Source organism: Pseudomonas sp. microsymbiont 2 (genome assembly GCF_054788395.1).
Genome location: NZ_CM139112.1, coordinates 1,906,146 through 1,932,355 on the forward strand (window position 1 = coordinate 1,906,146; position 26,210 = coordinate 1,932,355).

21 protein-coding genes are annotated in these 26,210 nt (G+C 64.9%); 12 read left to right on the forward strand and 9 right to left on the reverse strand.

From position 1 onward, the window contains the following. Nucleotides 1-18: 18 nt before the first annotated feature. From topA to ACYUME_RS08665, 3 genes are all read left to right on the forward strand, one after another. Nucleotides 19-2,628, forward strand: a complete 2,610-nt coding sequence (gene topA, locus ACYUME_RS08655; RefSeq protein WP_460418575.1) for a type I DNA topoisomerase — start codon at nt 19-21, stop codon at nt 2,626-2,628. 157 nt (nt 2,629-2,785) lie between these two features. After that, a complete protein-coding gene (locus tag ACYUME_RS08660; RefSeq protein ID WP_460418576.1) occupies nt 2,786-3,301 on the forward strand; it encodes a DUF6586 family protein in 516 nt (171 codons plus the stop codon). A gap of 51 nt (nt 3,302-3,352) precedes the next feature. Then, nucleotides 3,353-3,586, forward strand: coding sequence for a hypothetical protein (locus ACYUME_RS08665; protein WP_279881101.1), 234 nt, complete (start codon nt 3,353-3,355; stop codon nt 3,584-3,586). A 51-nt stretch (nt 3,587-3,637) separates the two neighbouring features. Here the strand turns inward: ACYUME_RS08665 and sulA are convergent, their stop codons facing one another. Next, a complete protein-coding gene (gene sulA / locus ACYUME_RS08670) occupies nt 3,638-4,114 on the reverse strand; it encodes an SOS-induced cell division inhibitor SulA (protein WP_279881103.1) in 477 nt (158 codons plus the stop codon). A gap of 14 nt (nt 4,115-4,128) precedes the next feature. Further along, on the reverse strand, nt 4,129-4,737 hold the full coding sequence (gene lexA / locus ACYUME_RS08675) for a transcriptional repressor LexA (protein ID WP_279881106.1): 609 nt from the start codon (nt 4,735-4,737) through the stop codon (nt 4,129-4,131). A 219-nt stretch (nt 4,738-4,956) separates the two neighbouring features. Here lexA and ACYUME_RS08680 point away from each other — a divergent pair, with 219 nt between their 5' ends. Further along, the gene (locus tag ACYUME_RS08680; RefSeq protein ID WP_279881108.1) at nt 4,957-5,661 is read left to right on the forward strand and encodes a TetR/AcrR family transcriptional regulator; all 705 of its coding nucleotides are present in this window, start codon (nt 4,957-4,959) and stop codon (nt 5,659-5,661) included. A gap of 172 nt (nt 5,662-5,833) precedes the next feature. Continuing rightward, nucleotides 5,834-6,844 (forward strand): beta-N-acetylhexosaminidase, encoded by a 1,011-nt coding sequence (gene nagZ, locus ACYUME_RS08685; RefSeq protein WP_460418577.1) that lies wholly within the window; start codon nt 5,834-5,836, stop codon nt 6,842-6,844. A gap of 84 nt (nt 6,845-6,928) precedes the next feature. On the opposite strand, the gene ACYUME_RS08690 is transcribed toward nagZ, so the two are convergent. From ACYUME_RS08690 to mfd, 3 genes are all read right to left on the reverse strand, one after another. After that, complete coding sequence (locus ACYUME_RS08690; RefSeq protein WP_460419315.1) at nt 6,929-9,829, reverse strand: DEAD/DEAH box helicase; 2,901 nt, start codon at nt 9,827-9,829, stop codon at nt 6,929-6,931. 415 nt (nt 9,830-10,244) lie between these two features. Beyond that, nucleotides 10,245-10,805, reverse strand: coding sequence for a CsiV family protein (locus ACYUME_RS08695; RefSeq protein WP_279881115.1), 561 nt, complete (start codon nt 10,803-10,805; stop codon nt 10,245-10,247). A gap of 9 nt (nt 10,806-10,814) precedes the next feature. Next, entirely contained in the window at nt 10,815-14,264 is a 3,450-nt protein-coding gene (gene mfd, locus ACYUME_RS08700) for a transcription-repair coupling factor (protein ID WP_279881117.1), read from the reverse strand. 167 nt (nt 14,265-14,431) lie between these two features. Here mfd and ACYUME_RS08705 point away from each other — a divergent pair, with 167 nt between their 5' ends. The 3 genes from ACYUME_RS08705 (at nt 14,432) to sthA (ending at nt 18,719) form a co-directional block, all read left to right on the forward strand. Further along, entirely contained in the window at nt 14,432-15,895 is a 1,464-nt protein-coding gene (locus ACYUME_RS08705; RefSeq protein ID WP_279881119.1) for a glyceraldehyde-3-phosphate dehydrogenase, read from the forward strand. Between the two features lie 227 nt (nt 15,896-16,122). Then, on the forward strand, nt 16,123-17,121 hold the full coding sequence (locus ACYUME_RS08710; RefSeq protein WP_460418578.1) for an FAD:protein FMN transferase: 999 nt from the start codon (nt 16,123-16,125) through the stop codon (nt 17,119-17,121). Between the two features lie 203 nt (nt 17,122-17,324). After that, nucleotides 17,325-18,719 (forward strand): Si-specific NAD(P)(+) transhydrogenase, encoded by a 1,395-nt coding sequence (gene sthA, locus ACYUME_RS08715; protein ID WP_279881123.1) that lies wholly within the window; start codon nt 17,325-17,327, stop codon nt 18,717-18,719. 48 nt (nt 18,720-18,767) lie between these two features. Here the strand turns inward: sthA and ACYUME_RS08720 are convergent, their stop codons facing one another. Next, nucleotides 18,768-19,484 (reverse strand): glycerophosphodiester phosphodiesterase, encoded by a 717-nt coding sequence (locus ACYUME_RS08720; protein WP_279881125.1) that lies wholly within the window; start codon nt 19,482-19,484, stop codon nt 18,768-18,770. 31 nt (nt 19,485-19,515) lie between these two features. Beyond that, nucleotides 19,516-20,100 (reverse strand): PilZ domain-containing protein, encoded by a 585-nt coding sequence (locus tag ACYUME_RS08725; protein ID WP_460418579.1) that lies wholly within the window; start codon nt 20,098-20,100, stop codon nt 19,516-19,518. A gap of 93 nt (nt 20,101-20,193) precedes the next feature. On the opposite strand from ACYUME_RS08725, the gene ACYUME_RS08730 reads away from it, so the two are divergent. From ACYUME_RS08730 to ACYUME_RS08745, 4 genes are all read left to right on the forward strand, one after another. Then, the gene (locus tag ACYUME_RS08730) at nt 20,194-21,444 is read left to right on the forward strand and encodes a lipoprotein-releasing ABC transporter permease subunit (RefSeq protein ID WP_460418580.1); all 1,251 of its coding nucleotides are present in this window, start codon (nt 20,194-20,196) and stop codon (nt 21,442-21,444) included. 7 nt (nt 21,445-21,451) lie between these two features. Further along, a complete protein-coding gene (gene lolD / locus ACYUME_RS08735; protein ID WP_279881131.1) occupies nt 21,452-22,135 on the forward strand; it encodes a lipoprotein-releasing ABC transporter ATP-binding protein LolD in 684 nt (227 codons plus the stop codon). 62 nt (nt 22,136-22,197) lie between these two features. Continuing rightward, nucleotides 22,198-23,442 (forward strand): lipoprotein-releasing ABC transporter permease subunit, encoded by a 1,245-nt coding sequence (locus ACYUME_RS08740; RefSeq protein ID WP_460418581.1) that lies wholly within the window; start codon nt 22,198-22,200, stop codon nt 23,440-23,442. Between the two features lie 139 nt (nt 23,443-23,581). Beyond that, nucleotides 23,582-24,037, forward strand: a complete 456-nt coding sequence (locus ACYUME_RS08745) for an REP-associated tyrosine transposase (RefSeq protein WP_460418582.1) — start codon at nt 23,582-23,584, stop codon at nt 24,035-24,037. An 82-nt stretch (nt 24,038-24,119) separates the two neighbouring features. Here the strand turns inward: ACYUME_RS08745 and ACYUME_RS08750 are convergent, their stop codons facing one another. Together ACYUME_RS08750 and ACYUME_RS08755 are read right to left on the reverse strand one after the other, a co-directional pair. Then, the gene (locus ACYUME_RS08750; RefSeq protein WP_460418583.1) at nt 24,120-25,463 is read right to left on the reverse strand and encodes a heavy metal sensor histidine kinase; all 1,344 of its coding nucleotides are present in this window, start codon (nt 25,461-25,463) and stop codon (nt 24,120-24,122) included. Continuing rightward, on the reverse strand, nt 25,463-26,143 hold the full coding sequence (locus ACYUME_RS08755; protein ID WP_460418584.1) for a heavy metal response regulator transcription factor: 681 nt from the start codon (nt 26,141-26,143) through the stop codon (nt 25,463-25,465). Before ACYUME_RS08755 ends, ACYUME_RS08750 begins: the two co-directional genes overlap by 1 nt. Between the last annotated feature and the right edge of the window lie 67 nt (nt 26,144-26,210).

Sequence of the window (26,210 nt, forward strand, 5' to 3'; positions counted from 1 at the left end):
TCAGGAATACTCCGATCCATGGGCAAATCGCTGGTCATTGTGGAATCCCCGGCCAAGGCCAAGACCATCAACAAGTACCTGGGCAGCCAGTACGTGGTGAAGTCGAGTATCGGCCACATCCGTGACCTTCCCACCAGCGGTTCCGCCAGTGCGAGCAAGGAACCGGCGGCCAAGCGCGGCAAGACCGCGGGCGAGGCTCCGGCCTTGTCGCCGAAGGAGAAGGCACGCCGTACCCTGGTTGCGCGCATGGGCGTCGACCCCGAGGCGGGCTGGAAGGCCAAGTACGAAATCCTTCCCGGCAAGGAGAAGGTGATCGAAGAGCTGCGCCGCCTGGCCAAGGACGCCGACACCATCTATCTCGCAACCGACTTGGACCGCGAAGGGGAGGCCATCGCCTGGCACCTGCGCGAAGCCATCGGTGGCGACGACAGCCGCTACAAGCGCGTGGTGTTCAACGAAATCACCAAGAAAGCCATCCAGGAAGCCTTCTCCCAGCCGGGCGAGCTCGATATCGATCGGGTCAACGCCCAGCAGGCGCGTCGTTTCCTCGACCGTGTGGTCGGCTACATGGTTTCTCCGCTGCTGTGGGCCAAGATCGCCCGTGGCCTGTCCGCTGGCCGTGTGCAGTCGGTGGCGGTGAAGCTGGTGGTCGAGCGTGAGCGCGAGATCCGTGCGTTCAACCCGGAGGAATACTGGGAGGTGCACGCCGACCTGGGCACCGCCAAGAACGCCAAGGTGCGTTTCGAGGTGGCCCGCGAGAAAGGCGAGGCGTTCAAACCGCTCAATGAAGCGCAGGCCATGGCCGCGCTGGAGAAGCTCAAGTCCTCCAGCTACAGCGTGAGCAAGCGCGAGGACCGACCGACCAGCAGCAAGCCTTCGGCACCGTTCATTACCTCCACCCTGCAGCAGGCCGCGAGCAACCGCCTGGGCTTCGGGGTGAAGAAGACCATGATGATGGCCCAGCGTCTGTACGAAGCCGGTTACATCACCTACATGCGTACCGACTCGACCAACCTGTCGACCGACGCGGTCGAGATGGCGCGCAACTACATCGAGAACGAATTCGGCAAGCAGTACCTGCCCGCCGCGCCGATCGTCTACGGCAGCAAGGAAGGTGCCCAGGAGGCGCACGAAGCGATCCGTCCATCGGACGTGAGCACCCACCCGAGCAAGCTCAGCGGCATGGAGCGTGATGCCGAGCGCCTGTACGAGCTGATCTGGCGCCAGTTCCTGGCCTGCCAGATGCCGCCCGCGCAGTACCTCTCCACCAGTGTCACCGTGGTGGCCGGCGACTTCGAGCTGCGCGCCAAGGGCCGTATTCTCAAGTTCGACGGTTACACCCGTGTCCTGCCGCAGCAGAGCAAGCCTGGCGAGGATGACGTGCTGCCGGAAATGGCCCAGGGCGAGGTGCTCAAGCTGATCCAGCTCGATCCTAGCCAGCACTTCACCAAGCCGCCGGCGCGCTTCACCGAAGCCAGCCTGGTCAAGGAGATGGAAAAGCGCGGTATCGGCCGTCCATCGACCTATGCGGCGATCATTTCCACCATTCAGGACCGTGGCTACGTCACCCTGCACAACCGTCGGTTCTATTCCGAGAAGATGGGCGACATCGTCACCGAGCGGCTGTCGGAGAGTTTCGCCAACCTGATGGACTACGGCTTCACCGCCGGCATGGAAGAGAACCTCGACGACGTCGCGCAAGGTGAGCGTGACTGGAAGAACGTGCTCGACGAGTTCTATGGCGATTTCAGCAAGAAGCTGCTGACCGCCGAGTCCACTGAGCACGGCATGCGTGCCAATCAGCCGACCCTGACCAACATTCCATGCAAGGAATGCGGTCGCCCGATGATGATCCGCACCGCCTCCACCGGTGTGTTCCTTGGTTGCTCGGGTTACAGCCTGCCGCCGAAAGAGCGTTGCAAGGCAACCGTCAACCTGGTGCCGGGCGATGAGATCGCGGCCGACGACGAGGGTGAATCCGAGTCTCTGGTGTTGCGTGGCAAGCACCGTTGTCCGATCTGCTCGACGGCGATGGACGCCTACCTGCTCGACGAGAAGCGCAAGCTGCATATCTGCGGTAATAACCCGGACTGCGCGGGCTACGAGATCGAAGAGGGTAGCTACCGTATCAAAGGGTACGAAGGCCCGAGCCTGGAATGCGACAAGTGCGGCAGCGAGATGCAGCTCAAGACTGGCCGTTTCGGCAAGTTCTTCGGTTGCACCAACCCGGCGTGCAAGAACACCCGCAAGCTGCTCAAGAGCGGCGAGGCGGCGCCGCCGAAGATGGACAAGGTGGACATGCCGGAGCTCAAGTGCGAGAAGGTCGATGACACCTACGTGCTGCGCGATGGTGCCTCGGGTCTGTTCCTGGCGGCCAGCCAGTTCCCGAAAAACCGCGAGACGCGCGCGCCGCTGGTGCTGGAAATCATCCCGCACAAGCATGAGATCGATCCGAAGTACCACTTCCTCTGCGACGCACCGCAGAAGGACCCGGACGGTCGTCCGGCGGTGATCCGCTACAGCCGCAAGACCAAGGAGCAGTACGTGCAGTCCGAGGTCGATGGCAAGCCGACCGGCTGGAAGGCGTTCTTCGACGGCAAGGTGTGGAAGGTCGAAGACAAGCGCTGATCCGAGTCTCAGGCTCATCGCGGGGCAAGCCCGCTCCCACGAGGTTGAATAACACCCGTGGGAGCGGGCTTGCCCCGCGATCGTTTGTGCTTGCGGTAACGCCGGACAATCCCCGACACTGCGATATCGCCTTGTTGCCCATGGGAGGTCATGGAAAATGGCCCAGGAACTCTACACTCGCACCAACCAGAAACTGTTCTTCGCCGGGCTTGCCCTGGAGTCCATGGCCAAGGCTGCCGACAGCCAGGCGATGAACGCCCAGGGACTGATCCAGGCCGAGCGCGAGTCGGCGCTGTTTCACCTGTATGGCGCGCTGCTTGGCCTTTGCCATGAGATCGCTGGTTTCTACCGCTTGCCGGTGGTGGCCACGGTCGAGCAGGCGCTGTCCGATGATGCGCTCGATCGCATCGCCATCCCCGAGGTGGCCGAAATGCTCGAGCTGGTCCGCCATCGGCAAACCTGGCTGGCACAATTGCTGGCGGCTTATGCCGATTTGTTCAGACCGCCGGTCGCGAAGAAAATCGTGAAAGGCGACGTTACCCAGCCGTTGATCCAGGCCGTCAATCTGGACGAGCCAGAGCCGGTCGAGCTTTCCAGGAAGGAGCTTGAGGCCTGGCGAGGGAGCCTGAAAGACCTGGTGAGACGATTCCGCGACGCGTTGAGTGAGTGCTGATGGCGTTCATGGCTGGTACACTACTGGCCTTTCGTGAAAAGCAGGCCCTTTATGTCAACGTCCTTTCTAGAAATCGTCGAGTTGCCTGATGGCCGGATCGAGCTGCGCCGCGCCGAAGATGAAGGCTCCCTGGTAACCTTGGACTTCTCCGAGGACGCCAAGGCATTCCTGCAAGGACAGCATGTGGAAGTGGCCAAGGCCATGCTGAGTGTTGGCGTGCAAATGGCCGGTCGCCTTGTCGAGGGCGACCTGGAGCGCGACGAGGGGCCGCGCGTCCTTCACTGAGTCACCTTGAGGCTTCAAGGTTTCAAGCGTTTGACAGGCAAAGCCTGAACATCAGCCGAGGCGGATGTTCAGGCTTTGTGCGTTTCCAATGGCGGCGGCGCGTTGCAGTTGTTGGCGAGCGCTGCTGTTGATGGTGCCGAGCCAGCTGACCACGGTGTGGCTGCGACCGAGGCGCAGGGCTTCGCAGGCCAGCTGCAGGGCGGTCTGGTTGCCGCCGGGTTGCAACAGCAGGATGCGTTCACGGTTGAGGCCGGCATCACGCAGCCAGGTCTGGGTCAGGCTGCCAGGCGGGGCGATCAGTGTCAGCCAGCGGTTGTCGTCCTCTTCGCTGAGTTCACGCAGCACAGGCGCCAGCAGGCTCTGGCAATGCCCGGGCGCGCCGCGCAGGGCCAGCTCGCTGAACAGCTCGGGCTGGCTGCCTTTGCGCGGCGCTTCGCTGGGCTTGAGGCCCGGTAGTACCGGCTGGGCGAGGAAAGCCTCGAACAGCGGCAGCTGGGTTTGCTGGGGTGCATGGGTGATCGGCTGCATGACGCCTCCTGGTTTCAGCGGCGAAGGACGCCGACGCTCAAGCCCTCGATCACCAGTTCCTGTGCTTGCAGGTCGACTTCGATAGGGGCGAATTCGGGATTTTCGGCGATCAGCCAGACCTTGTTGCCTTCGCGCTTGAAGCGCTTGACCGTCACTTCGTCACCGATGCGGGCCACCACGACCTGGCCGTTGCGGGCTTCGCGGGTGGTGTGCACGGCGAGCAGGTCGCCGTCGAAGATGCCGATGTCCTTCATGCTCATGCCGTGCACGCGCAGCAGGTAGTCGGCGCGGGGATGGAAGAAGGCCGGGTTGATGTTGCAGGATTCTTCGATGTGCTGCTCGGCGAGGATCGGCGCACCGGCGGCCACGCGACCGATGATCGGCAGGCCGTTGTCGTCGTTCTTCGGCTCGAGGCCAGGGATACGGATGCCGCGGGATGCGCCGGGGGTCATCTCGATGGCGCCCTTGCGGGCCAGGGCCTTGAGGTGCTCCTCGGCGGCATTGGGCGATTTGAAGCCCAGTTCCTGCGCGATCTCGGCACGGGTCGGTGGGAAGCCGTTGTCTTCGAGGCAGCGTTTGATGAAAGCCAGAATCTCGGCTTGGCGTGGCGTCAGTTTCAGCATGGGCGAGGGCTCTGTCTTTTTATACAGTGACTGGGATTATATACAGTAAGAGGCCAGCCGCAAGCTGCAAGCTGCAAGAAATAGCGAGCGCCGGGCACCTCTTGTCGCTTGCAGCTTGCAGCTTGGCGCTTTTAAATGGCGACCGACCGGTCACCCAGCCTTGACATCGACAGGCCTGAAACGTATGTTTCAAACAACTGTTTGTCAGGCGGAGTAGTCATGGCTCAATCGGAAACCGTTGAACGCATCCTCGATGCGGCGGAACAGCTGTTCGCGGAGCGCGGTTTCGCGGAAACCTCATTGAGGCTGATCACCAGCAAGGCCGGGGTCAACCTGGCGGCGGTGAACTACCATTTCGGCTCCAAGAAAGCCCTGATCCAGGCGGTATTCTCGCGTTTCCTCGGCCCTTTCTGCGCCAGCCTCGAGCGTGAGCTCGAACGTCGCCAGGCACGCCCCGAGCAGAAGGCCAGCCTCGAGGAATTGCTGGAGATGCTGGTCGAGCAGGCGCTCGCGGTGCAGCCGCGCAGCAACAACGACCTGTCCATCTTCATGCGCTTACTGGGGCTGGCGTTCAGCCAGAGCCAGGGTCACCTGCGCCGTTACCTTGAAGACATGTACGGCAAGGTGTTCCGTCGCTACATGCTCCTGGTCAACGAAGCCGCCCCCAACATTCCTCCGCTCGAGCTGTTCTGGCGTGTGCACTTCATGCTGGGGGCCGCCGCGTTCAGCATGTCGGGGATCAAGGCGCTGCGCGCCATTGCCGAAACCGATTTCGGCATCAACACCTCGATCGAGCAGGTGATGCGCCTGATGGTGCCGTTCCTGGCCGCCGGCATGCGCGCCGACAGCGGCGTCACCGACCAAGCCATGGCCGCCGCCCAGCTGCGCCCACGCAGCAAGTCCGGTACGACCGTCAAGGCCTGAACACTGGGCGCAACGGGGCGCTTCGGCTAAGCTAGCGCCCCATGCTCGACCTCGCCTTGAGCCGCTGCGATTGCGGCGCTTTCCCTTGCACACTGAACCTATGGGCCGCTGGCTGTCCCATGAGAGTGTGTGCCTGTCGGGCTCTCCTGGATCTGCAATGTAAGGACTCGCTATGACCGTCAGCCTCAAAGGCTCCCTGATGGTGGATATCGCCGGCCATTGGCTGAACGCCGAAGACCGCCATCTGCTGCGCCAGCCCGAAGTGGCCGGCCTGATCATCTTCGCTCGCAATATCGACAGCCCGCGCCAGGTGCGCGAGCTGTGCGCGTCGATTCGTGCGATTCGTCCCGACCTCATTCTCGCCGTCGACCAGGAAGGTGGCCGGGTGCAGCGCCTGCGCCAGGGCTTCGTGCGCTTGCCGGCCATGCGTGCCATCGCCGATAACGCCAACGCCGATTACCTGGCCGAGCAGTGCGGCTGGCTGATGGCGACCGAAGTGCTGGCAGTGGGGCTGGACCTGAGCTTCGCGCCGGTGCTGGACCTCGACCACCAGCGCAGCGCGGTGGTCGGCAGTCGTGCCTTCGAGGGGGACCCCGAGCGCGCCACCCGGTTGGCGGGAGCTTTCATTCGCGGCATGAATGCCGCCGGCATGGCGGCCTGTGGCAAGCATTTCCCGGGGCATGGCTGGGCCGAGGCCGACTCGCATGTGGCGATCCCGGTCGACGAGCGCAGCCTGGAGCAGCTGCGCGCCGCCGACCTGGTGCCGTTCAGCCGCCTGAGCGGGCAGCTGGCGGCGGTGATGCCGGCACATGTCATCTATCCGCAGGTCGACAACCAACCGGCCGGCTTCTCCCGGCGCTGGTTGCAGGACATCCTGCGCGGCGAGCTGGGCTTCGACGGAGTGATCTTCAGCGATGACCTATCCATGGCCGGTGCCCACGTGGTGGGCGATGCCGCCAGTCGCATCGAGGCGGCCCTGAGCGCCGGTTGCGACATGGGCCTGGTGTGCAACGACCGGGCGGCGGCGGAGCTGGCGTTGAGCGCGGCGCAGCGGATGAAGGTCAAGCCGTCGCCACGGATCGCGCGGATGCGTGGGCAGGGCTTCGCGCGTACCGACTACCGCCAGCAGCCGCGTTGGTTGGAGGCGTTGGGGGCGTTGAAGGACGCCCAGCTGGTCGATTGACCCTGCCGGCCTCATCGCGGGGCAAGCCCGCTCCCACGAAGCGCTGAGATCTCGTGGGAGCGGGCTTGCCCCGCGATTGAGCGCTTACCGATTGCGCTTGCCCGGCAGCGGCGCGAACAGCGCGTCGATCTCGTCATCTCCCAGCCGCCATTGCCCGGCTTGCCCGCCATCGAGCAGCCCGGCCGCCAGTGCCGCCTTCTCCTGCTGCAGCTGCTGGATCTTTTCCTCCACCGTGCCCCGGGTGATCAGCTTGAACACGAACACCGGCTTGTCCTGGCCAATGCGGTAGGCGCGGTCGGTGGCCTGGTTCTCGCTGGCCGGGTTCCACCATGGGTCATAGTGGATCACGGTGTCGGCGGCGGTCAGATTCAACCCGGTGCCACCAGCCTTGAGGCTGATCAGGAACACCTCGCTGTCGCCGTTCTGGAACTGCTGGACCGGCGCGCGGCGGTCACGGGTGTCGCCGGTCAGCAGGCTGTAGCGGATGCCGCGCTTCTCCAGTTCGAACTCGATCAGCGCGAGCATCGAGGTGAACTGCGAGAACAGCAGGACCTTGCGTCCCTCGCTGAGCAACTCCTCGAGCATCTCCAGCAGGCTGCCCAGCTTGCCCTTGTCGGCGAACGTGCCCTTGGTCTCGGTGCCCTTGACCAGGCGCAGGTCGCAGCACACCTGGCGCAGCTTGAGCAGCGCGTCGAGGATGACGATCTGGCTGCGGGCGGCGCCGTTGCGGGCGATTTCGTCGCGGACCTTCTTGTCCATCGCCACCCGCACCGCTTCGTAGGTGTCGCGCTGGGCGTCGCTGAGCTCGACCCAGTGGATCATCTCGGTCTTGGCTGGCAGCTCGGTGGCCACCTGCTCCTTGGTGCGGCGCAGCAGGAACGGGCGGATGCGGCTGGCCAGGTGGGCCATGCGCTCGCCGTCGCCATGACGCTCGATCGGGGTGCGGTAGTCCTGGGTGAAGCGCTTGCTGTCGCCAAGCCAGCCGGGCATCAGGAAGTGGAAGATCGACCACAGCTCGCCGAGGTTGTTCTCCATCGGCGTGCCGGTCAGGCACAGGCGTTGGTCGGCCTGCAGTTCGCGCACGGCCTGGGCGGCCTTGCTGGTGCTGCTCTTGATGTTCTGCGCCTCGTCCAGCACCAGCAGGTGCCATGGCTGACCCTTGAGGTGCTCCAGGTCGCGGGGGACGAGGGCATAGGTGGTCAGTACCAGGTCGTAGTCGGCAAGGTTGGCGAAGTGCTTGTTGCGGCCAGGGCCGTGCAGGGCCAGGACGCGCAGGTCGGGGGCGAAGCGCCGGGCTTCGTCGAGCCAGTTCGGGACCAGGCTGGTGGGCATCACCGCCAGCGCCGGAGAGGCGAGGCGCCCGGCCTCTTTCTCCAGCAGCAGATGGGCGAGGGTCTGCAGGGTCTTGCCCAGGCCCATGTCGTCGCCGAGGATGCCGCCGGTACCCATTTCGCGCAGGGCCTGCAACCAGTTCAGGCCTTGCTGCTGGTAGGGGCGCAATGTGGCGTTCAGGCCCTTGGGTGGCGCCACCTGCAGGTCGCGGGCATCGCGCAGGCGCCGGCCCAGGTCGCGAACCTCGCTGCCGCCTTGCCATTGCAGTGGCAGGTGGTCGATCTCGTTCAGGCGGGCGGCATCGGCGCGCTCCAGGCGCAGGCTTGGGCCGACGGCGTGTTCGTGCAGGTACAGCTCGCCAAGGGTGCCCATCACGGCCTTGATCCGCCCGTAGGGCAGGGCGACGCGCAGCGCCGGACTGTCGTGGCGGGCGCGGTTGAGGTCGAGCAGCAGGTGCTCGTCGTCACTGCGTCGCGCCAGTTCGCTGGGGCGCAACAGTTCGGGGCTGGCGCGCAGCAACTGCAGGACGATGGGCAGCAGGCTGTGGCGTTGGCCATCGACGACGATGCCCAGTTCCAGGTCGAACCACTCGTGGCCTGGTGCTTCGTCGATGGTGGCGTACCAGTCGTCGACCTCGTGCAGGTTGAAGGCGAAGTCGCGGAGCACATCGATGGTCCAGCCGGCCTCGCGCAGGCGTGGCAGGCCCTCGCGGGCGAAGCGCAGCCAGGCTTCGTCGTCGGTCAGCTGGTACATCTCGCCAGCGCTGTCGGGCAGGGCTTTGCTCTGGCGGGTGGCGGGCCTGAAGCCATGCTCGCGCAACACCTTGCGCAGGGCCTGCTCGGCCTGGGGGTGGCGACGGATGCGTTGGCTGGTGCTGCCCACCAGGCGACTCAGCGGCTTGTCGTCGTTGCCGCTGGCGCGCAGGCCGTCATAGTCGAACGCCAGCGCGGCGCGATGCTGCATCTGCCGTTGCATGCGCCCGGTCTTGGGCATGTAGGCGCTGAACTCGAGGCTGCCGAGGGTCAGGTGCGGGGTCGGCTCGAGGTCGTCGAGCAGCTCCTGTTGCACGGTGGTGGGTGTGGGCAGGTGATGATTGAGGGCGTTGAGCTTGTGGCTGAGGGGCACGATGAGGTGTTCCGGTACATCAGGAGCAAGGGACAGCTGCAGGGCGGTGTGCGGCTCGAGGTCGTGGGTCACGATGCCGACCTCCTTGCTGTCGACATCGAAGTAGTACAGCGGGACCAGTGGCAGCACGCAGTTCAGGCGCTCTTCGCCGTTGTACCACATGCCGCGGTAGTCGCCGTTGTCCAGGCGTACCCAGCGGAAGTCCGCCTGGCGCGGCGCGCCCTGCACCAGCAGGGGCAGTTCTTCGATGAACAGCAGGCGCCCGGTATCCAGTGCCCGCTGCAGCAGCTCGCCGCCCTCGTGGCCCTTTAGCGCGTAGCCGCGCTCATGGCCGTAGGGCACGGTCTGCGCCGAGAGCTGGCGCAGGATGCGCAGGTCTGCTTCCTTGACGAACTTGGGGGGCTCGTAGAGCAGTTCATACAGGGACTGGATGCGGCTGTAGCGAATGCCGTGCTCGTCGCGGGTGCCTTTGCGCACGCGCAGGGCGCAGTTCTCGCCACCGTTGAGCAGCAGCTGGTAGCAGACCATGCGTCCGCGCTTGTCTTCAACGGCTTCCTGGGCCGGGGGCGACTGGGCCAGGCTCTGCAGCCAGTGTTGCAGGTGATGGGGTAGCTGATCGCTCGGCGTCGTGCCGCCCTGGTAGGTATTGGCCAGGGTGAACAGCACGGCGGCGCAGTGCTTGCAGTTGGTGCCGACCGGGCAGGAGCAGTCGCCGCGAACATGGCATTGTCCGGATGGTCCGGCAGTAATGATGATCCGCTGGCGATAGACGTTGCCGCCGCTGCCGAGGCAGGTAGCCTCGATGCGCGAGTCGCCGTGGAACTGGATGTTCACCAGCCCCTGTTCGGCGTAGCGTTCGCCGCGTTGCAGGGTGGCTGCGGAAAAGTCGTGCTTCCAGCTCGGGTTCTCGGCTGCCAGTTTCTGCACATCGGCGTTCACGATTTCACTGCTCCATCATTTCCGGATCCGGCAACGGGATCTTGCGCATGCCGGCTGGCGAGACCTTGAGCAGCAGTGCCAGGTGCCCGCCATCGAGGAAGGTCAGCTGGCCGGCTTTCATGTTGCTGTTGCTCTGCTTGAACTGCTCGCTGCGCAGCACGCCGCCGTTGGCGTCGAGCTGGTTGACCCAGAAGTTGGCGTCGACGGCGATGAAGCGATCTTCGCTGATGCGCAGGTTGCCTTCGATCGGGAAGTGGCCGAACTGTTCGTCGCCGACGCCCACGGCGACCGTGCTGGCGTCCTGTTGCCAGGCCTTGTGCAGCAGTACCGTGTAGTCGGCGGTGGCCTGCAGGCGGGTGACTTCGTCACCCAGCGCGGTCGGGCGCTCGGCGCCTTTGTCCAGGCGCGGCGCGCCGGCGCTCCAGTCCTCCGGGGCGAACGGACTGGTGAACGCCGCCACGGCGTTCTGCCGCACCAGGATCATTTCCACCTGATAGGGGCCTGCGGCGAAGGCTGGCGGCGCGAACAGCGTCAGCAGCAGGGTCAGGCAACGGATGGCACGCATGAAGCTTCCTTATGAATTTTGTGGAGTGAGGCGCTCGAACAGCGCTTCCAGGGTGTTGAAACGTTCTTCGGGGCGTTCCATCGGTACCAGGAAGCGGAACTGGGTCGCGCCTTCGAACTTGTAGCGTTTGGGCTGGCCCTGGATCAGCTTGATCAGGGTCAGCGGGTCGACCGGGGTCTCGGCCTCGAACTCGAGCTTGCCGCCGTTGGGGCCGGCGTCGACTTTCTTGATGCCGAGCTTTTCCGCCTGCAGCTTGAGCAGGGTCAGGCGCATCAGGTTCTTGGTCGGCTCGGGCAGCAGGCCGAAGCGGTCGATCATCTCTACCTGCAGGTCCTTGAGGCCCTCTTCGTCGGCCGCCGAGGCGATGCGCTTGTAGAGGATCAGGCGCGCATGCACGTCGGGCAGGTAGTCCTCGGGGATCAGCGCCGGCAGGCGCAGGTTGATTTCCGGACCGCCGCCCAGCGGCTGCTCGAGGTTGGGCTGGGTGCCCTTGCGGATGGCCTTGACCGCGCGCTCGAGCATTTCCATGTACAGGGTGAAGCCGACCGCCTGGATCTGCCCGCTCTGGCCTTCGCCGAGCAGCTCGCCGGCACCACGGATTTCCAGGTCGTTGGTGGCCAGGACGAAGCCTGCGCCCAGGTCCTGGGTGTTGGCGATGGCCTCCAGGCGCTTTTCGGCGTCGGCGCTGATCTGTTGGCGCGGTGGCGTCAGCAGGTAGGCGTAGGCCTGGTGGTGGCTACGGCCGACCCGGCCGCGCAGCTGGTGCAGCTGGGCCAGGCCGAACTTGTCGGCGCGCTCGATGACGATGGTGTTGGCGCTGGGCACGTCGATGCCGGTCTCGATGATGGTCGAGGCGATCAGCACGTTGAAGCGCTTGTGATAGAAGTCGCTCATCACCTGTTCGAGTTCGCGCTCGCGCATCTGCCCGTGACCGATGCCGATGCGCGCCTCGGGTACCAGTTCGGCCAGTTCTGCGGCGCACTTCTCGATGGTCTTGACGTCGTTGTGCAGGTAGTACACCTGACCGCCGCGCAGCAGTTCGCGCAGCAGCGCTTCCTTGACCGTGCTCTTGTTCTGCTCCATGACGAAGGTGCGCACCGACAGGCGCCGCGCTGGCGGGGTGGCGATGATCGACAGGTCGCGCATGCCCGACACCGCCATGTTCAGCGTGCGCGGAATGGGCGTTGCGGTCAGGGTGAGGATGTCCACCTCGCTGCGCAGGGCCTTGAGCTGTTCCTTCTGGCGCACGCCGAAACGGTGCTCTTCGTCGATGATGGCCAGGCCCAGGTCCTTGAAGCGCACATCGTCCTGCAGCAGCTTGTGGGTGCCGATGAGGATGTCGATCTTGCCTTCGGCCAGTTCCGCTGCGGCGCTGGCCACTTCCTTGGCCGACTTGAAGCGGCTCATCACCTCGACCTTCACCGGCCAGTCGGCGAAGCGGTCGCGGAAGCTGTTGTAGTGCTGCTGGGCGAGCAGGGTGGTGGGCACCAGCAATGCGACCTGGCGCCCGCCGTGTACGGCGATGAAGGCGGCGCGCATGGCCACTTCGGTCTTGCCGAAGCCGACGTCGCCACACACCAGGCGGTCCATGGGCTGGCCGGCGAGCATGTCGGCGCGTACCGCCTCGATGGCCGCCTGTTGGTCGGGGGTTTCCTCGAACGGGAAGCCGGCGCTGAAAGTGGCGTAGTCGGCGGCCGGATCGGCGAAGGCATAGCCTTTGCGCGCGGCGCGGCGGGCGTAGATGTCGAGCAGTTCGGCGGCAACATCGCGCACCTGTTCGGCGGCCTTGCGCTTGGCTTTCTGCCAGGCTTCGGAGCCCAGTCGGTGCAGCGGCGCCAGGGCATCGTCGCTGCCGGTGTAGCGGGCGATGAGGTGCAGGTTGGCCACCGGCACATAGAGCTTGGCGCCCTCGGCGTACTCGAGGGTGAGGAATTCGGCGGCCTGGCCGTCGATTTCCAGGGTGGCCAGGCCCAGGTAGCGGCCCACGCCGTGGTCGATGTGCACCACCGGCGCGCCTTCGCGCAGCTCGGTGAGGTTCTTGATCACCGCGTCGTTGGCCGCCTCGCCGCGTTTCTCGCGACGCCTTCGCTGCATCACGCGCTGGCCGAACAGTGGGCTCTCGGCCACCAGGGCCAGGCCTGGGTCGTCCAGCAACAGGCCATCGTCAAGCGGGGCGATGGTGATCGCCAGACGCTCGTTGCCGGTGACGAAGTCGGCCCAGCCGTCGACGGTCTGCGGGCGCAGCTTCAAGCGCTCGAGCAGCTCCAGCAGCACTTCGCGTCGGCCCGCCGATTCGGCCGTGAACAGCACGCGGCCAGGGAACTGGTCGAGGAAGTTCGACAGCTCCGCCAGCGGCTGGTTGGCCTTGGCCTCGATGGCCAGGTTGGGCAGGGCGCGGGCCGGGAAGCGTTCGCGGCCGGCGCCAGGCTCGACGTCATCGGCGCCGATCACCACGCGCGGCCATTGCTTGAGGCGGGCGAAGCAGTCCTCGACCGGGAGGAACAGTTCTGCTGGCGGCAGCAGCGGGCGACTGAGGTCGCCGCGACGTTCTTCATAGCGCCCGCGCACGTCGTTCCAGAAGTGCTCGGCGGCTTGCTCCACGCCCGGCAGGGAGAACACCTGGGTGTCGGCTGGCAGGTAGTCGAACAGGGTGGCGGTTTCTTCGAAGAACAGCGGCAGGTAGTACTCGATGCCGGCGGGGATGATGCCGCTGGTGAGGTCCTGGAAGATCGCGCTGCGGCGGAAGTCCACGTCGAAGCGTTCGCGAAAGCGCGCCTTGAAACGCGTCACTTCGTCCTTCTGCATGGGGAACTCGCGCGCTGGCAGGAGGCGGATCGAGTCGACCTTGTCGATCGAACGCTGCGACTCCGGGTCGAAGGTGCGCAGGGTTTCGATCTCGTCGTCGAACAGGTCGATGCGGTACGGCGTCTTGCTGCCCATGGGGAACAGGTCGATCAGCGCGCCGCGCACGGCGAACTCGCCATGCTCGTAGACCGTGTCGACGCAGCGGTAGCCGCTGGCCTCCAGGCGCGTGCGCATCTGCTCGACGTCGATCTTCTGGCCCACGTCCAGCACCAGGCTGCTGCCCAGCAGGAAGCGCGTGGGGGCAAGGCGATGCAGGGCGGTGGTGATGGGCACGACGAGGATGCCGTGGTCCAGCTCCGGCAACCGGTACAGGCTGGCGATGCGCTGGGAGATGATGTCCTGGTGCGGCGAGAACAGGTCGTAGGGCAGGGTTTCCCAGTCGGGGAACGGCAGCACCGGCAGGTCCGGGGCGAAGAAGCGCAGCTCCTGCTCCAGGCGATCGGCGGCCTGGCTGTCGGCGGTCAGCAACAGGGTGAAGCGACCAGCGGTGCTGGCCGCCTCGGCGACGGCCAGGCTCAAGGCCGCGCCGGGCAGGTTGCCCCAGGTTTGTTTGCCGGCCGTGGCCGACAGTTTCGGTAGGCGCAGAACTGACACGGGAGATTGGACTCCAAGCGTTGCGGCAAAGAGGTCGATTGTACCGGTGACGGGGCGCGCTGTCAGGCTCGAAAGGGCATTGCGACGGGGTCTGGCGCCGGCGACAGGCGCTCATTGCCCGATACGCCGCGGGGCGTCATAATGTAGCCCCTTTTTTGTTCCCCTACATGTGGAAGGTTACCGTGACTCAGAAGCCCGACCAGTGTCTTGGTGAGTGGATCGATCGTGAAGCCCTGGCTGAAGCGATGATCCCGCTTATCGGTCAGCTCTACCGCAACAACAACGTGGTGAGCTCGATCTATGGCCGCAGCCTGATCAACCGTTCGGTTATCTCGATCCTCAAAGCCCACCGCTTTGCCCGTCACCGTCAGACCGACGAGACCGAGCTGTCCGTCCACGAGACATTCCCCCTGCTCAAGGCCATGAGCGAGCTGAAGCTGGGCGCCGCTTCGGTGGACCTGGGCAAGCTGGCCAACAAGTTCAAGGTCGAAGGCAATGGCCGCAGCGCCGAGCAGTTCGTGCGTGACGAACTGGCCGACGTCGTGGGTCAGCAGAACGCTTCCGCACGCAAGGGCACCGACGTCGTCCTGTACGGCTTCGGTCGCATCGGCCGCCTGCTGGCGCGCATCCTCATCGAGAAGACCGGTGGCGGCGACGGCCTGCGCCTGCGCGCCATCGTCGTGCGCAAGGGCGCCGAGAACGACCTGGTCAAACGCGCCAGCCTGCTGCGCCGTGACTCGGTGCACGGTCCGTTCGATGGCACCATCGTCATCGACGAAGCCAACAACACCATCACCGCCAACGGCAACCTGATCCAGGTGATCTACGCCAAGAGCCCGAGCGAAGTCGACTACACCCAGTACGGCATCCACGATGCGCTGATCGTCGACAACACCGGTGTATGGCGCGACGCCGACGGCCTCGGCCAGCACCTGGCCTGCCCGGGCGCCGCCCGCGTGATCCTCACCGCGCCGGGCAAGGGCGCGCTGAAGAACATCGTGCATGGCATCAACCACGGCGACATCAGCGCCGACGACAAGATCATCTCGGCGGCGTCCTGCACCACCAACGCCATCGTGCCGGTGCTCAAGGCCATCAACGACCAGTACGGCATCGTCAACGGCCACGTCGAGACCGTTCACTCGTTCACCAACGACCAGAACCTGATCGACAACTTCCACAAGGGCAGCCGTCGTGGCCGTGCCGCGCCGCTGAACATGGTCATCACCGAGACCGGTGCCGCCACCGCCGCCGCCAAGGCACTGCCGGTGCTCAAGGGCAAGCTGACCGGCAACGCGATCCGTGTACCGACGCCGAACGTGTCGATGGCCATTCTCAACCTGAACCTGGAGAAGGCCACCAACCGCGAAGAGCTGAACGAGTACCTGCGCCAGACCGCCATGCACTCGGACCTGCACAAGCAGATCGACTACGTCAGCTCCCAGGAAGTGGTGTCCACCGACTTCGTTGGCTCGCGCCACGCCGGTGTGGTCGACGCCGAGGCGACCATCTGCAACGACAACCGCGTTGTCCTGTACGTCTGGTACGACAACGAGTTCGGTTACAGCTGCCAGGTGGTCCGCGTGATGGAAGACATGGCCGGTGTGAACCCGCCAGCGTTTCCACGCTGATCCGCTTGTAATGCGTTGAAAAAACGGGAACCTTCGGGTTCCCGTTTTTTTTGCTCCTCGCATCAGTGCGATCGTTGTAGGAGCGGCCTTGTGTCGCGAACGGGCCGCAAAGCGGCCCCAGGTATTCAGCGTCACTGCCACAATTGCCGGGGCTGCTGCGCAGCCCTTTCGCGACACAAGGCCGCTCCTACACCGACCGCGTGGGCAGGTCAACCGAGAGATCTAAGTTGCGCACAGTTCTTCTGCTCTGCCTGTTGTTGCTGTCAGCCTGCAACCAAGGCCCCACCCTCGAGCGCTTCGGCGGCCCGACCATGGGCAGCAGCTACAGCATCCAGTACGTGCGCCAACCTGGCGGCCCGGCGCCAGCGCAGGTCCAGGCCGAGGTCGAGGCCATCCTCCAGTCCATCGACGCCCGCTACTCCACCTACCGCGGCGATTCAACCGTCAGTCGTTTCAACCAGCTCCCGGCCGGCCAGTGCCTGGCGGTCGACGCCGATCTGTTCGAGCTGGCCAGCTTCGGTCAGCACCTGGCCGAACAGAGCCAGGGCGCTTTCGACCTTACCGTGGAACCGCTGCTCGACCTCTGGGGCTTCGGCCCCCAGGCCCGTGAGATGCACGTGCCGGATCCTCAGGCCCTGGCCATCGCTCGTCAGCACGTGGGCTACCGTCACCTGCATCTTGAGGGCGGCAGCCTATGCAAGGACGCCGTCATCGAACTGGACTTCAACGGCATCGCCGCCGGCCACGCAGTCGACCTGATTGCCGAGCGCCTGCATGGCATGGGCATCGACAGTTTTGTCGCCGAAGCTACCGGCGAGCTGAAGGCCGTTGGGCGCAAACCCGACGGCAGTGCCTGGCGGATAGCCCTGGAGTTGCCACGAGAGGACCGCCAGATCGCCCGCCAGGTCATCGACGTGCAGGGCCTCGCCGTGTCCACCTCGGGTGACTATCGTCATTATTTCGAGGACAATGGCCGGCGCTATTCGCACACCTTCGACGCCCGCCTCGGGCGCCCGGTCGAGCATGACCTGGCGTCGGTGACCGTGCTCGACGCTTCAGCGTTGCTGGCTGATGGCTATTCCACCTTGCTGCTGATCCTGGGCCCGCGGCGAGGCTGGGACTTCGCCCTGGCCAATGACATCGCCGCGGTGCTGGTGACCCGGGTCGAGGGTGGCTTCGTCTCCCGGTCTACCCCAGCGTTCGAGCGGGCGCTGAAAGGCGAGTGAAAGGCAAGCCACGGATGATCGCCGCCATGGAGTCGGTGGAACCACATGTAGTGCAGGCAACAGTGGCCTACGACGCGACCAAGGGTTAATGTGCGCGGCGTTCACGCTTGATTAGACTGCACCCGAATTTTCTCATGGCGCCCCGGCGACATGATCGCGCCCCGCGGCCATCCGGCCGGCGGGCCAGTTCTGAAGGAGTACGCATGGCTGTCTACAACTACGACGTAGTGGTGCTGGGTTCCGGCCCGGCCGGAGAAGGCGCGGCAATGAACGCCGCCAAAGCAGGGCGCAAGGTGGCCATGGTCGACAGCCGTCGCCAGGTCGGCGGCAACTGCACCCACCTGGGCACCATCCCGTCCAAGGCGCTGCGTCACTCCGTGCGGCAGATCATGCAGTTCAACACCAACCCGATGTTCCGCGCCATCGGCGAGCCGCGCTGGTTCTCCTTCCCCGACGTGCTCAAGAGCGCCGAGAAGGTCATCAGCAAGCAGGTCGCCTCGCGCACCGGTTACTACGCGCGCAACCGCGTCGACGTGTTCTTCGGTACCGGCAGCTTCGCCGACGAGCAGACCATCGAAGTGGTGTGCCCCAACGGTGTGGTCGAGAAGCTCAACGCCAAGCACATCATCATCGCCACCGGCTCGCGCCCGTATCGCCCGGCCGATATCGACTTCCACCACCCGCGCGTCTACGACAGCGACACCATCCTCAGCCTCAGCCACACTCCGCGCAAACTGATCGTCTACGGCGCCGGGGTGATCGGTTGCGAGTACGCCTCGATCTTCAGCGGCCTGGGTGTGCTGGTGGAGTTGGTGGACAACCGTGGCCAGCTGCTGAGCTTCCTTGACTCGGAAATCTCGCAGGCGCTGAGCTACCACTTCAGCAACAACAACATCACCGTGCGCCACAACGAGGAGTACGAGCGGGTCGAGGGCCTGGACAACGGGGTGATCCTGCACCTGAAGTCGGGCAAGAAGATCAAGGCCGACGCCTTGCTGTGGTGCAACGGTCGTACCGGCAACACCGACAAGCTGGGCCTGGAGAACATCGGCATCAAGGTCAACAGCCGTGGCCAGATCGAGGTCGACGAGAACTACCGCACAAGCGTGCCGAACATCTACGGCGCCGGTGACGTGATCGGTTGGCCGAGCCTGGCCAGTGCCGCCCACGACCAGGGTCGCTCGGCTGCCGGCAGCATCGTCGACAACGGCAGCTGGCGCTTCGTCAACGACGTGCCGACCGGCATCTACACCATTCCGGAGATCAGCTCGATCGGCAAGAACGAGCAGGAGCTGACCCAGGCCAAGGTGCCGTACGAGGTCGGCAAGGCCTTCTTCAAGAGCATGGCGCGCGCGCAGATTGCCGGCGAGCCACAAGGCATGCTGAAGATCCTGTTCCACCGCGAGACCCTGGAAGTCCTCGGCGTGCACTGCTTCGGCTACCAGGCCTCGGAGATCGTCCACATCGGTCAGGCAGTGATGAACCAGCCGGGCGAATTGAACAACCTCAAGTACTTCGTCAACACCACCTTCAACTACCCGACCATGGCCGAAGCCTATCGGGTCGCTGCCTACGACGGTCTGAACCGGCTTTTTTGAGCGGCTCCGGCCGGTGGCCTGAGCCGGTCGGGGAGACCGATTTCAGCCCTACCCGAGGGTGGTCTTGGCCAAACCGGGAAAGTCTGTAATCAGGCTGTCCACGCCAAAGTCGGCGAGCCGGCGCATCAGCGCCGGTTCGTTGACCGTCCACACCGACACGTGCAAGCCCTGGCGCTGTGCCTTGATCAGGCGCTCGGGGGTGCACAGCGTCCAGTTCAGCGCCAGCATCTCGCAGCCGTAGTTCTGCGCGACCTTCAGCGGGTCGAGCCAGGCGTACTCGGCAACCAGTCCGCGCTTCACGTCGGGCACCAGTTCCTGGGCGGCGCCCAGCACTTCCCGTGAGCTCGAGGTGATCGTCACCTTGTCCAGCAGGCCGTGCTGCTGGGCGAGTTCGCGAATCGCCAGCACGGTCGTGGCGGCGCGGGTGCGCGAGGCACTCTTGACCTCCAGCTGCCAGTGCTCGAACGGGCATTTCTCGAACAGTTCCTCGAGCCGCGGGATGGGGCAGGGCTGCACATGGCCTGGGCCGCCCTTGCGCGCGTCGTAGGTGACCAGGTCGGCGGCGGTGTGCTCGACCACTTTGCCGCGCCGGCCGGTGGTGCGCTTGAGGGTGGGGTCGTGGATCACCATCAGCTCGTTGTCGGCCGACAGGTGCAGGTCGAGTTCGCAGCGGGTCACGCCATGGGACAGGCACTGGCGGAAGCTGTGCAGGGTATTCTCGGGCGCTTCGCCCTTGGCGCCGCGGTGGCCATAGATCAAGGTCACGTTCGTTCCTTCAAATCAGGGGGAAAGGGCTTCAGGACGCGGAGTCGTTCTGTTCCAGCGCCTGGCGTCGTTGCTGTTGCTGGCGCTGCAGGATATAGCGGGCCAGCAGCTGGCGCTGGGCGTCGGTCATGTCGATGAACTCGGTGCCCACTTCGTAATCGCCATCCGGGCGCGGGTCGCAATGGGTGACCCTGCCCCGCAACAGCAGGCCGTGCGCGCGAGGCATCAGCACCATCTTCACTTTCACGCGGGTGCCGGGGGCGATCTTGTGCGCCTGGGCGAACTCGATGCCACCTTCGGAAATGATCACCGGCAGGGGGTGGCCGATCTCGCCGATGAGGCTCTGCGCGACCACGGCGCTGAGCAGGTCGAGGCGCTTGTTCTGGGCGCGCAGGAGGGCTGCCAGGGTGCGGTCCTTCTCGCTCAGTTGCCGCAACAGGTGCTGTGACTCGAAGTCGGACAAGTGCAGCTCACTGAGCAGGTTGAATAGCTCGGAATCATCCTGCAACAGTTCTGTTTCAAGGGCTTCGCCCGCGCTGAGGGGGCTGATTTGCAGTGCGATCCGATCTTCGATGCGGTAGTATTCGCGGCGATCTTCTTCGTCTAATGTCGTCATGGCGAACCCAAGGTTACGGCGGTGGTCCGAGTGTAAAGCCGCCGTAGGCGCCTCGCCACAAGGACGTTCCCTTTCATCCGAACAAGCCCCGACATGTTCAGACCTCTATTCGTATTCATCGGTACGCGTTACACCCGTGCCAAGCGTCGCAATCACTTCGTCTCGTTCATTTCGCTCACTTCGATGATCGGCCTCGCCCTGGGCGTGGTGGTGATGATCGTGGTGCTGTCGGTGATGAACGGGTTCGACCACGAGATGCGTACCCGCGTGCTGGGCATGATCCCTCACGCCACGCTGGAATCCGGCCAGCCGATCGATGACTGGCAGGCCCTCGCTTCCAAAGTAAAGCAGAATCCGCAGGTGCTGGCGGTTGCGCCGTTCACCCAGATGCAAGGCTTGCTGACCCACGAAGGCAAGGTGCAGAAAGTGCTGCTCAACGGGGTCGATCCGGCCCGTGAGCGCGAGGTGTCGATCATCGACCGGTTCGTGCTCGAAGGCAGCCTCGACAAGCTCGCGCCGGGCGAGTGGGGCATCATGATCGGCGACAAGGCCGCGCAGAAGCTGGGCGTGGGCATCGGCGACAAGCTGACCTTCGTCGCGCCCGAGGTGAGCATCACCCCGGCGGGCATGTTCCCGCGCATGAAACGCTTCACCGTGGTCGGCACCTTCCACGTCGGCGCCGGCGAAATCGACGGCTACCTGGGCCTGACCAACATTTCCGACCTGTCGCGCCTGCACCGCTGGAAGGCCGACCAGGTTCAGGGCGTGCGCCTGAAGTTCGACGACCTGTTCCAGGCTCCGCGCGTCGCATGGACCCTTGCCCAGCAGCTGGGCGAACAGGAGTACTACCCACGTGACTGGACCCGCACCCACGGCAACCTGTACCAGGCCATCCGCATGGAAAAATCCATGATTGGCCTGCTGCTGCTGCTGATCGTGGCGGTGGCGGCGTTCAACATCATTTCCACCCTGGTGATGGTGGTCAACGACAAGCGCGGCGACATCGCCATCCTGCGTACCCTGGGCGCCACGCCCGGGCAGATCATGGCCATCTTCATGGTCCAGGGCACGGTGATCGGCGTGGTCGGCACGCTGATCGGCGCGGTGCTGGGCATTCTCGGCGCGCTCAATGTGAGCGCGGCCATCGCCGGCATCGAGACCCTGATCGGGCACAAGTTCCTCAATGCCGACGTGTACTTCATCGATTACCTGCCGTCGCAGATCCAGGCCCAGGACGTGTACATGGTCTGCGGTGCGGCGCTGGTCCTGAGTTTCTTCGCCACCCTGTACCCGGCCTGGCGCGCCTCGCGCACCCAGCCGGCGGAGGCGCTACGTTATGAGTGAGTCGCGCATGAGTGATAAAGCCGTGTTGAGTTGCCGCAACCTGGGCAAGAGCTACGAGGAAGGCCCGGAGTCGGTTCAGGTCTTGTCGGGGTTGAACCTGGAGCTGCACCCGGGCGAGCGGGTGGCCATCGTCGGTAGCTCGGGCTCGGGCAAGAGTACCTTGCTCAACCTGCTCGGCGGCCTCGACACGCCTACCAGTGGCAGCGTCTGGCTGGCCGGCGAGGAGCTGTCGGCGCTGGGCGAGCGGGCCCGTGGCCTGCTGCGTAACCGTGCCCTGGGCTTCGTCTACCAGTTCCACCACCTGCTGGCGGAGTTCACCGCCCTTGAGAACGCCTGCATGCCGTTGCTGATTGGCAAGACGCCGATCGCCGAGGCCCGCGAGCGCGCCGAGGCGCTGCTCAAGCGCGTCGGCCTGGGCCATCGGCTGAATCACAAGCCGGCCGAGCTGTCCGGCGGCGAGCGCCAGCGCGTGGCGATCGCCCGCGCCCTGGTCAACCGTCCGGGCCTGGTGATGCTCGACGAGCCTACCGGCAACCTCGACCACCATACCGCCCAGGGTATCCAGGAATTGATGCAGGAGCTGTCGAACCACTCGCAGACCGCCTTCCTGGTGGTAACCCACGACCTCAACCTGGCGCGGCAGATGGACCGTGTGCTGCGCCTGGAAGACGGGCAGCTGGTGGCGATCTGAGTCGCCTGCATGGGGCGGCCTGAGGCAGCCCCGATTCATTTTTCACTTGGGTGTCCTCGTTCATGTTCAGACCCTTGTCGTTGTTCATCGGTGCCCGCTACACCCGTGCCAAGCGCCGCAACCACTTCATCTCGTTCATCTCGATGACTTCGATGATCGGCCTGTCGCTCGGTGTGCTGGCGATGATCACGGTGCTGTCGGTGATGAACGGTTTCCAGCGCGAAATGAGTTCGCGCGTGCTGGGCCTGGTGCCCCATGCCGCGATTCTTGGCGCGCAGCCGCTGGACGACTGGCGCAAGGTCGCCAGCGCCGCCGAAGGCAACCCCGCGGTGATGGCCGCGGCGCCGATCACCGAGATGGAAGGCATGCTCTCGTACAAGGGGGCGATGCAGCCGATCCAGGTCGCCGGCATCGATCCGGCCGAGGAGGGCAAGGTCTCCATCGTCACCCAGCATATCGTCCAGGGCAGCCTGCAGGACCTGGTGCCGGGCGAGTACGGCGTGGTCATCGGTGAATTGACCGCCCGGCGTTTTCGCCTGAACACCGGCGACAAGCTGACGCTGATCGTCCCGGAAATCAGCAAGGAGCCGGGCGGTATCACCCCGCGCATGCAGCGTCTGACCGTGGTCGGTATCTTCAAGGTCGGTGCCGAGCTGGATGGATCGCAAGCTTATATCCATGTCGCCGACGCCGGCGAGATGCAGCGCTGGGCGCCGGGCCAGGTGCAGGGCGTGCGCCTGAAGCTGCACGACCTGTACGCCGCGCCGCAGGTGTCCAAGGCCATCGCCGCAAGCCTGGGCGACGGTTACCGCGCCGATGATTGGTCGCACACCCAGGGCAGCCTGTTCAGCGCCATGAAGATGGAAAAGACCATGATCGGCCTGCTGCTGATGATGATCATCGCCGTGGCCGCGTTCAACATCATCGCCACCCTGGTGATGGTGGTGAACGACAAGGGCGCGGATATCGCCATCCTGCGCACCATCGGCGCGACGCCGGCGCAGATCATGGGTACCTTCATGGTCCAGGGCAGCCTGATCGGTATCGTCGGCACCTTGATCGGCGGCGTGCTCGGGGTGATCCTGGCGTTGAACGTCAGCGCGGTGGTCGGCTGGGTCGAGCGGATCAGCGGCCAGCACATCTTCACCTCCGACATCTACTTCATCAGCAGCCTGCCGTCGGAGCTGCAGTGGGGCGATGTGGCGATCATTTGCGTGGCCGGGCTGGTGATGAGCTTCCTGGCGACCATTTATCCTGCGTACCGCGCCTCGCAGATCGAACCGGCGATGGCGTTGCGCTACGAGTAAGCGCTATCGCGGGGCCAGTTCGCCGCTGCGACTGGCCCCGCGATGCTTGTGCGTAACCCATGAAACATGCGGTACTGCTTCACTTGGCCTTCGATTGCAGCTGTCATCTACGTTGAGGTTTTACCTCAAGGAGATCGACATGGATCGTCCCGCTTCCCACCGTCTGCGCCGCGGTAGGTGTTCCGAGCCTGGCCGGGTCTACTTGCTGACCAGCACGACCAGAGACCGCTTCCCATTTTTCGAGGATTTCCAGGCTGCTCGTTGCCTGCCTGTTCATTTCAATCAGGCTGAGCAGGAGGGATCCTTGTGCAGTCTGGCATGGGTGGTCATGCCTGATCACTTTCACTGGCTGATCAAGTTGGGAGACGACACGCTCGCGACGATCATGCGGCGATTCAAATCACGCAGTCGCTGTTCGCTGTTCAAACTTGGAAAACTGAAAGGACAGTTGTGGCAACCGGGGTATCACGACAGGGCGCTGAGGCGTGAGGAAGATCTTCGCGAATTCGCCAGGTATGTGGTGGCCAATCCCTTGAGGGCAGGTTTGGTCAGGCGGCTTGGGGATTATCCTCATTGGGATGCTATCTGGGTCTAGCCCTTATCGCGGGGCAAGCCCGCTCCCACGCCCACCCTCACATCGGAACTTGGCGTGGGAGGGGCTTGCCCCGCGATGAGGGCTACTCAGGCAACTCGATCACGAACCGCGTCCACCCACCTTCGCATTGCGCCCGAATCGTCCCGCCGTGGGCTTGCACGATCGAACGGGTGATAGCCAACCCCAGCCCCGCATGCTCGCTGCTGCCTTCCTGGCGCGCCGGGTCTGCCCGATAGAAGCGGTCGAACAGTCGCTCCAGCAGTTGCGGGGCGATTGCTGGCCCGCTGTTAGCCACCTCGATACTTAATCCCGGCACAAGGCTCACACGGATTTCGCCGCCCGCCGGGGTGAAGCGCAGGGCATTGTCCAGCAGGTTCGACAAGGCCCGGCGCAGCATGTGCCGGTCGCCTTCGGTATGTGCCTGACCCTCGCGTGACAGTTTGACCTCGGCCTCCTCGGCGAGCGGCGCGTAGTACTCCAGCAGCGCATCGATTTCCACCGCCAGGTCCAGGGCCTGGCGGTTGAGCATCAGCAGGCCATGATCGGCCTTGGCCAGGTACAGCATGTCGTTGACCAGCTGGGCCATCCATTGCAGTTCCTCGAGGTTGCCGTGCAGGGCTTCGCGATAGTCCTCGAGGCTGCGTGGACGGGTGAGGGTGACCTGGGTGTGGGTCAGCAGGTTGGACAGCGGCGTGCGCAATTCGTGGGCGATATCGGCGGAGAACGCCGACAGGCGCTGGAAGGCGTCGTCCAGGCGTTGCAGCATGGCATTGACCGTGGTGGCCAGTTCGGCCAGCTCCTCGGGCATTTCGGCGACCGGCAGGCGGGTGGTCAGCGAGCGGGCGTTGACGCTGGCGGCGACCTTGCCCATCTGCCGCAGCGGCTTCAGGCCACGGCGCGCAGCCCAGGCGCCGAGCAGCGCGGTGGCCAGCGCGCTGAGCCCGACCGTCAGCCAGATCAGCCGTTGCATGCCCTGCAGGAAGTGCTGGTGATGGGTGATGTCGAGGAACAGGGTCAACCCTGGCGAGGCGGGTTGGGTTTCGTCGAGCGGGATGCTCAGGCCGCGGTAGTCGATACCCTGGTTGTGCAAGGTGGCCAGGCCCGACTGTGGCGGTGCGTTCGGCAAGTCGCCGCGACTGGCGAACCAGGGCGTGCCGTCGGCGGCGCGCACGCGCAAGGCCAGGTCGGACTGATGGCTCAGCTCGTTGAGCAGCCCAGGCAGGCGCGTGGTCAGTTGCTCCTGGGTGGTGACGCCATCGAGCAGGCTGCGTATCAGCGACAGGCGGCCGCTGAGCAGTTGCTGGTCGAGCTCGACGAAATGCTGCTCGCTGGCGCGGCTGAACAGCAGGCCGGCGCCTAGCGAGACACTGGCGGTGCAGGCGGCGAACAGCAAGGCCAGGCGCCCACCGAGGGACAGGCGGCGCATCAGTCCTGGCGCTCCTCGAGCACGTAGCCCATGCCGCGCACGGTATGGATAAGCTTGGTGGTGTGGTGGTCGTCGATCTTCAGGCGCAGGCGGCGGATGGCGACTTCGATGACATTGGTGTCACTGTCGAAGTTCATGTCCCACACCTGTGAGGCGATCAGCGACTTGGGCAGCACCTCGCCCTGGCGGCGCAGCAGCAGCTCGAGCAGGGCGAACTCCTTGGCGGTCAGGTCGACACGCTGGCCGGCGCGCTCGGCGCGGCGGCGAATCAGGTCCAGGCGCAGGTCGGCCAGGGTCAGGCAGGTGTCTTGGCTGGCGTTGGCGCCTCGGCGCAGCAGGCTGCGCACCCGAGCCAGCAGTTCGGAGAAGGCGAAGGGCTTGACCAGATAGTCGTCGGCGCCCAGCTCCAGGCCGTGCACGCGGTCCTCGATGGCATCGCGGGCGGTGAGGAACAGCACGGGGGTGTCCAGCCCGGCCTGGCGCACGGCCTGGAGGATCTGCCAGCCATTGCGCCCCGGCAGCATCACATCGAGGATCAGCAGGTCGTGATCGCCGGTCAGGGCCAGGTGCTGGCCGGTGTCGCCGTCGCCGGCCAGTTCGGTGGCGAAGCCGGCCTCGCTCAAGCCCTGGCTCAGGTACTGGCCGGTCTTGGCCTGGTCTTCGACGATCAGCAGTTTCATGTGTTTACCAACGGTTCGGGCCAACGTGATGCCGAAATGATACGTGACGATCTGGCGGCCTGCCCAA

Bases quoted from the DNA above. Each gene is read 5' to 3' on its own strand.
- lexA (WP_279881106.1), bottom strand. From the start codon at position 4,737: ATGCTGAAACTGACGCCACGCCAAGCCGAGATTCTGGCTTTCATCAAA.
- nagZ (WP_460418577.1), top strand. From the start codon at position 5,834: ATGACCGTCAGCCTCAAAGGCTCCCTGATGGTGGATATCGCCGGCCAT.
- ACYUME_RS08690 (WP_460419315.1), bottom strand. From the start codon at position 9,829: ATGGTCTGCTACCAGCTGCTGCTCAACGGTGGCGAGAACTGCGCCCTG.
- ACYUME_RS08730 (WP_460418580.1), top strand. From the start codon at position 20,194: ATGTTCAGACCTCTATTCGTATTCATCGGTACGCGTTACACCCGTGCC.
- ACYUME_RS08740 (WP_460418581.1), top strand. From the start codon at position 22,198: ATGTTCAGACCCTTGTCGTTGTTCATCGGTGCCCGCTACACCCGTGCC.
- sulA (WP_279881103.1), bottom strand. From the start codon at position 4,114: ATGCAGCCGATCACCCATGCACCCCAGCAAACCCAGCTGCCGCTGTTC.
- ACYUME_RS08755 (WP_460418584.1), bottom strand. From the start codon at position 26,143: ATGAAACTGCTGATCGTCGAAGACCAGGCCAAGACCGGCCAGTACCTG.
- sthA (WP_279881123.1), top strand. From the start codon at position 17,325: ATGGCTGTCTACAACTACGACGTAGTGGTGCTGGGTTCCGGCCCGGCC.
- topA (WP_460418575.1), top strand. From the start codon at position 19: ATGGGCAAATCGCTGGTCATTGTGGAATCCCCGGCCAAGGCCAAGACC.
- ACYUME_RS08725 (WP_460418579.1), bottom strand. From the start codon at position 20,100: ATGACGACATTAGACGAAGAAGATCGCCGCGAATACTACCGCATCGAA.
- ACYUME_RS08660 (WP_460418576.1), top strand. From the start codon at position 2,786: ATGGCCCAGGAACTCTACACTCGCACCAACCAGAAACTGTTCTTCGCC.
- ACYUME_RS08665 (WP_279881101.1), top strand. From the start codon at position 3,353: ATGTCAACGTCCTTTCTAGAAATCGTCGAGTTGCCTGATGGCCGGATC.
- ACYUME_RS08695 (WP_279881115.1), bottom strand. From the start codon at position 10,805: ATGCGTGCCATCCGTTGCCTGACCCTGCTGCTGACGCTGTTCGCGCCG.
- ACYUME_RS08750 (WP_460418583.1), bottom strand. From the start codon at position 25,463: ATGCGCCGCCTGTCCCTCGGTGGGCGCCTGGCCTTGCTGTTCGCCGCC.
- ACYUME_RS08680 (WP_279881108.1), top strand. From the start codon at position 4,957: ATGGCTCAATCGGAAACCGTTGAACGCATCCTCGATGCGGCGGAACAG.
- ACYUME_RS08705 (WP_279881119.1), top strand. From the start codon at position 14,432: ATGTGGAAGGTTACCGTGACTCAGAAGCCCGACCAGTGTCTTGGTGAG.
- ACYUME_RS08745 (WP_460418582.1), top strand. From the start codon at position 23,582: ATGGATCGTCCCGCTTCCCACCGTCTGCGCCGCGGTAGGTGTTCCGAG.
- lolD (WP_279881131.1), top strand. From the start codon at position 21,452: ATGAGTGATAAAGCCGTGTTGAGTTGCCGCAACCTGGGCAAGAGCTAC.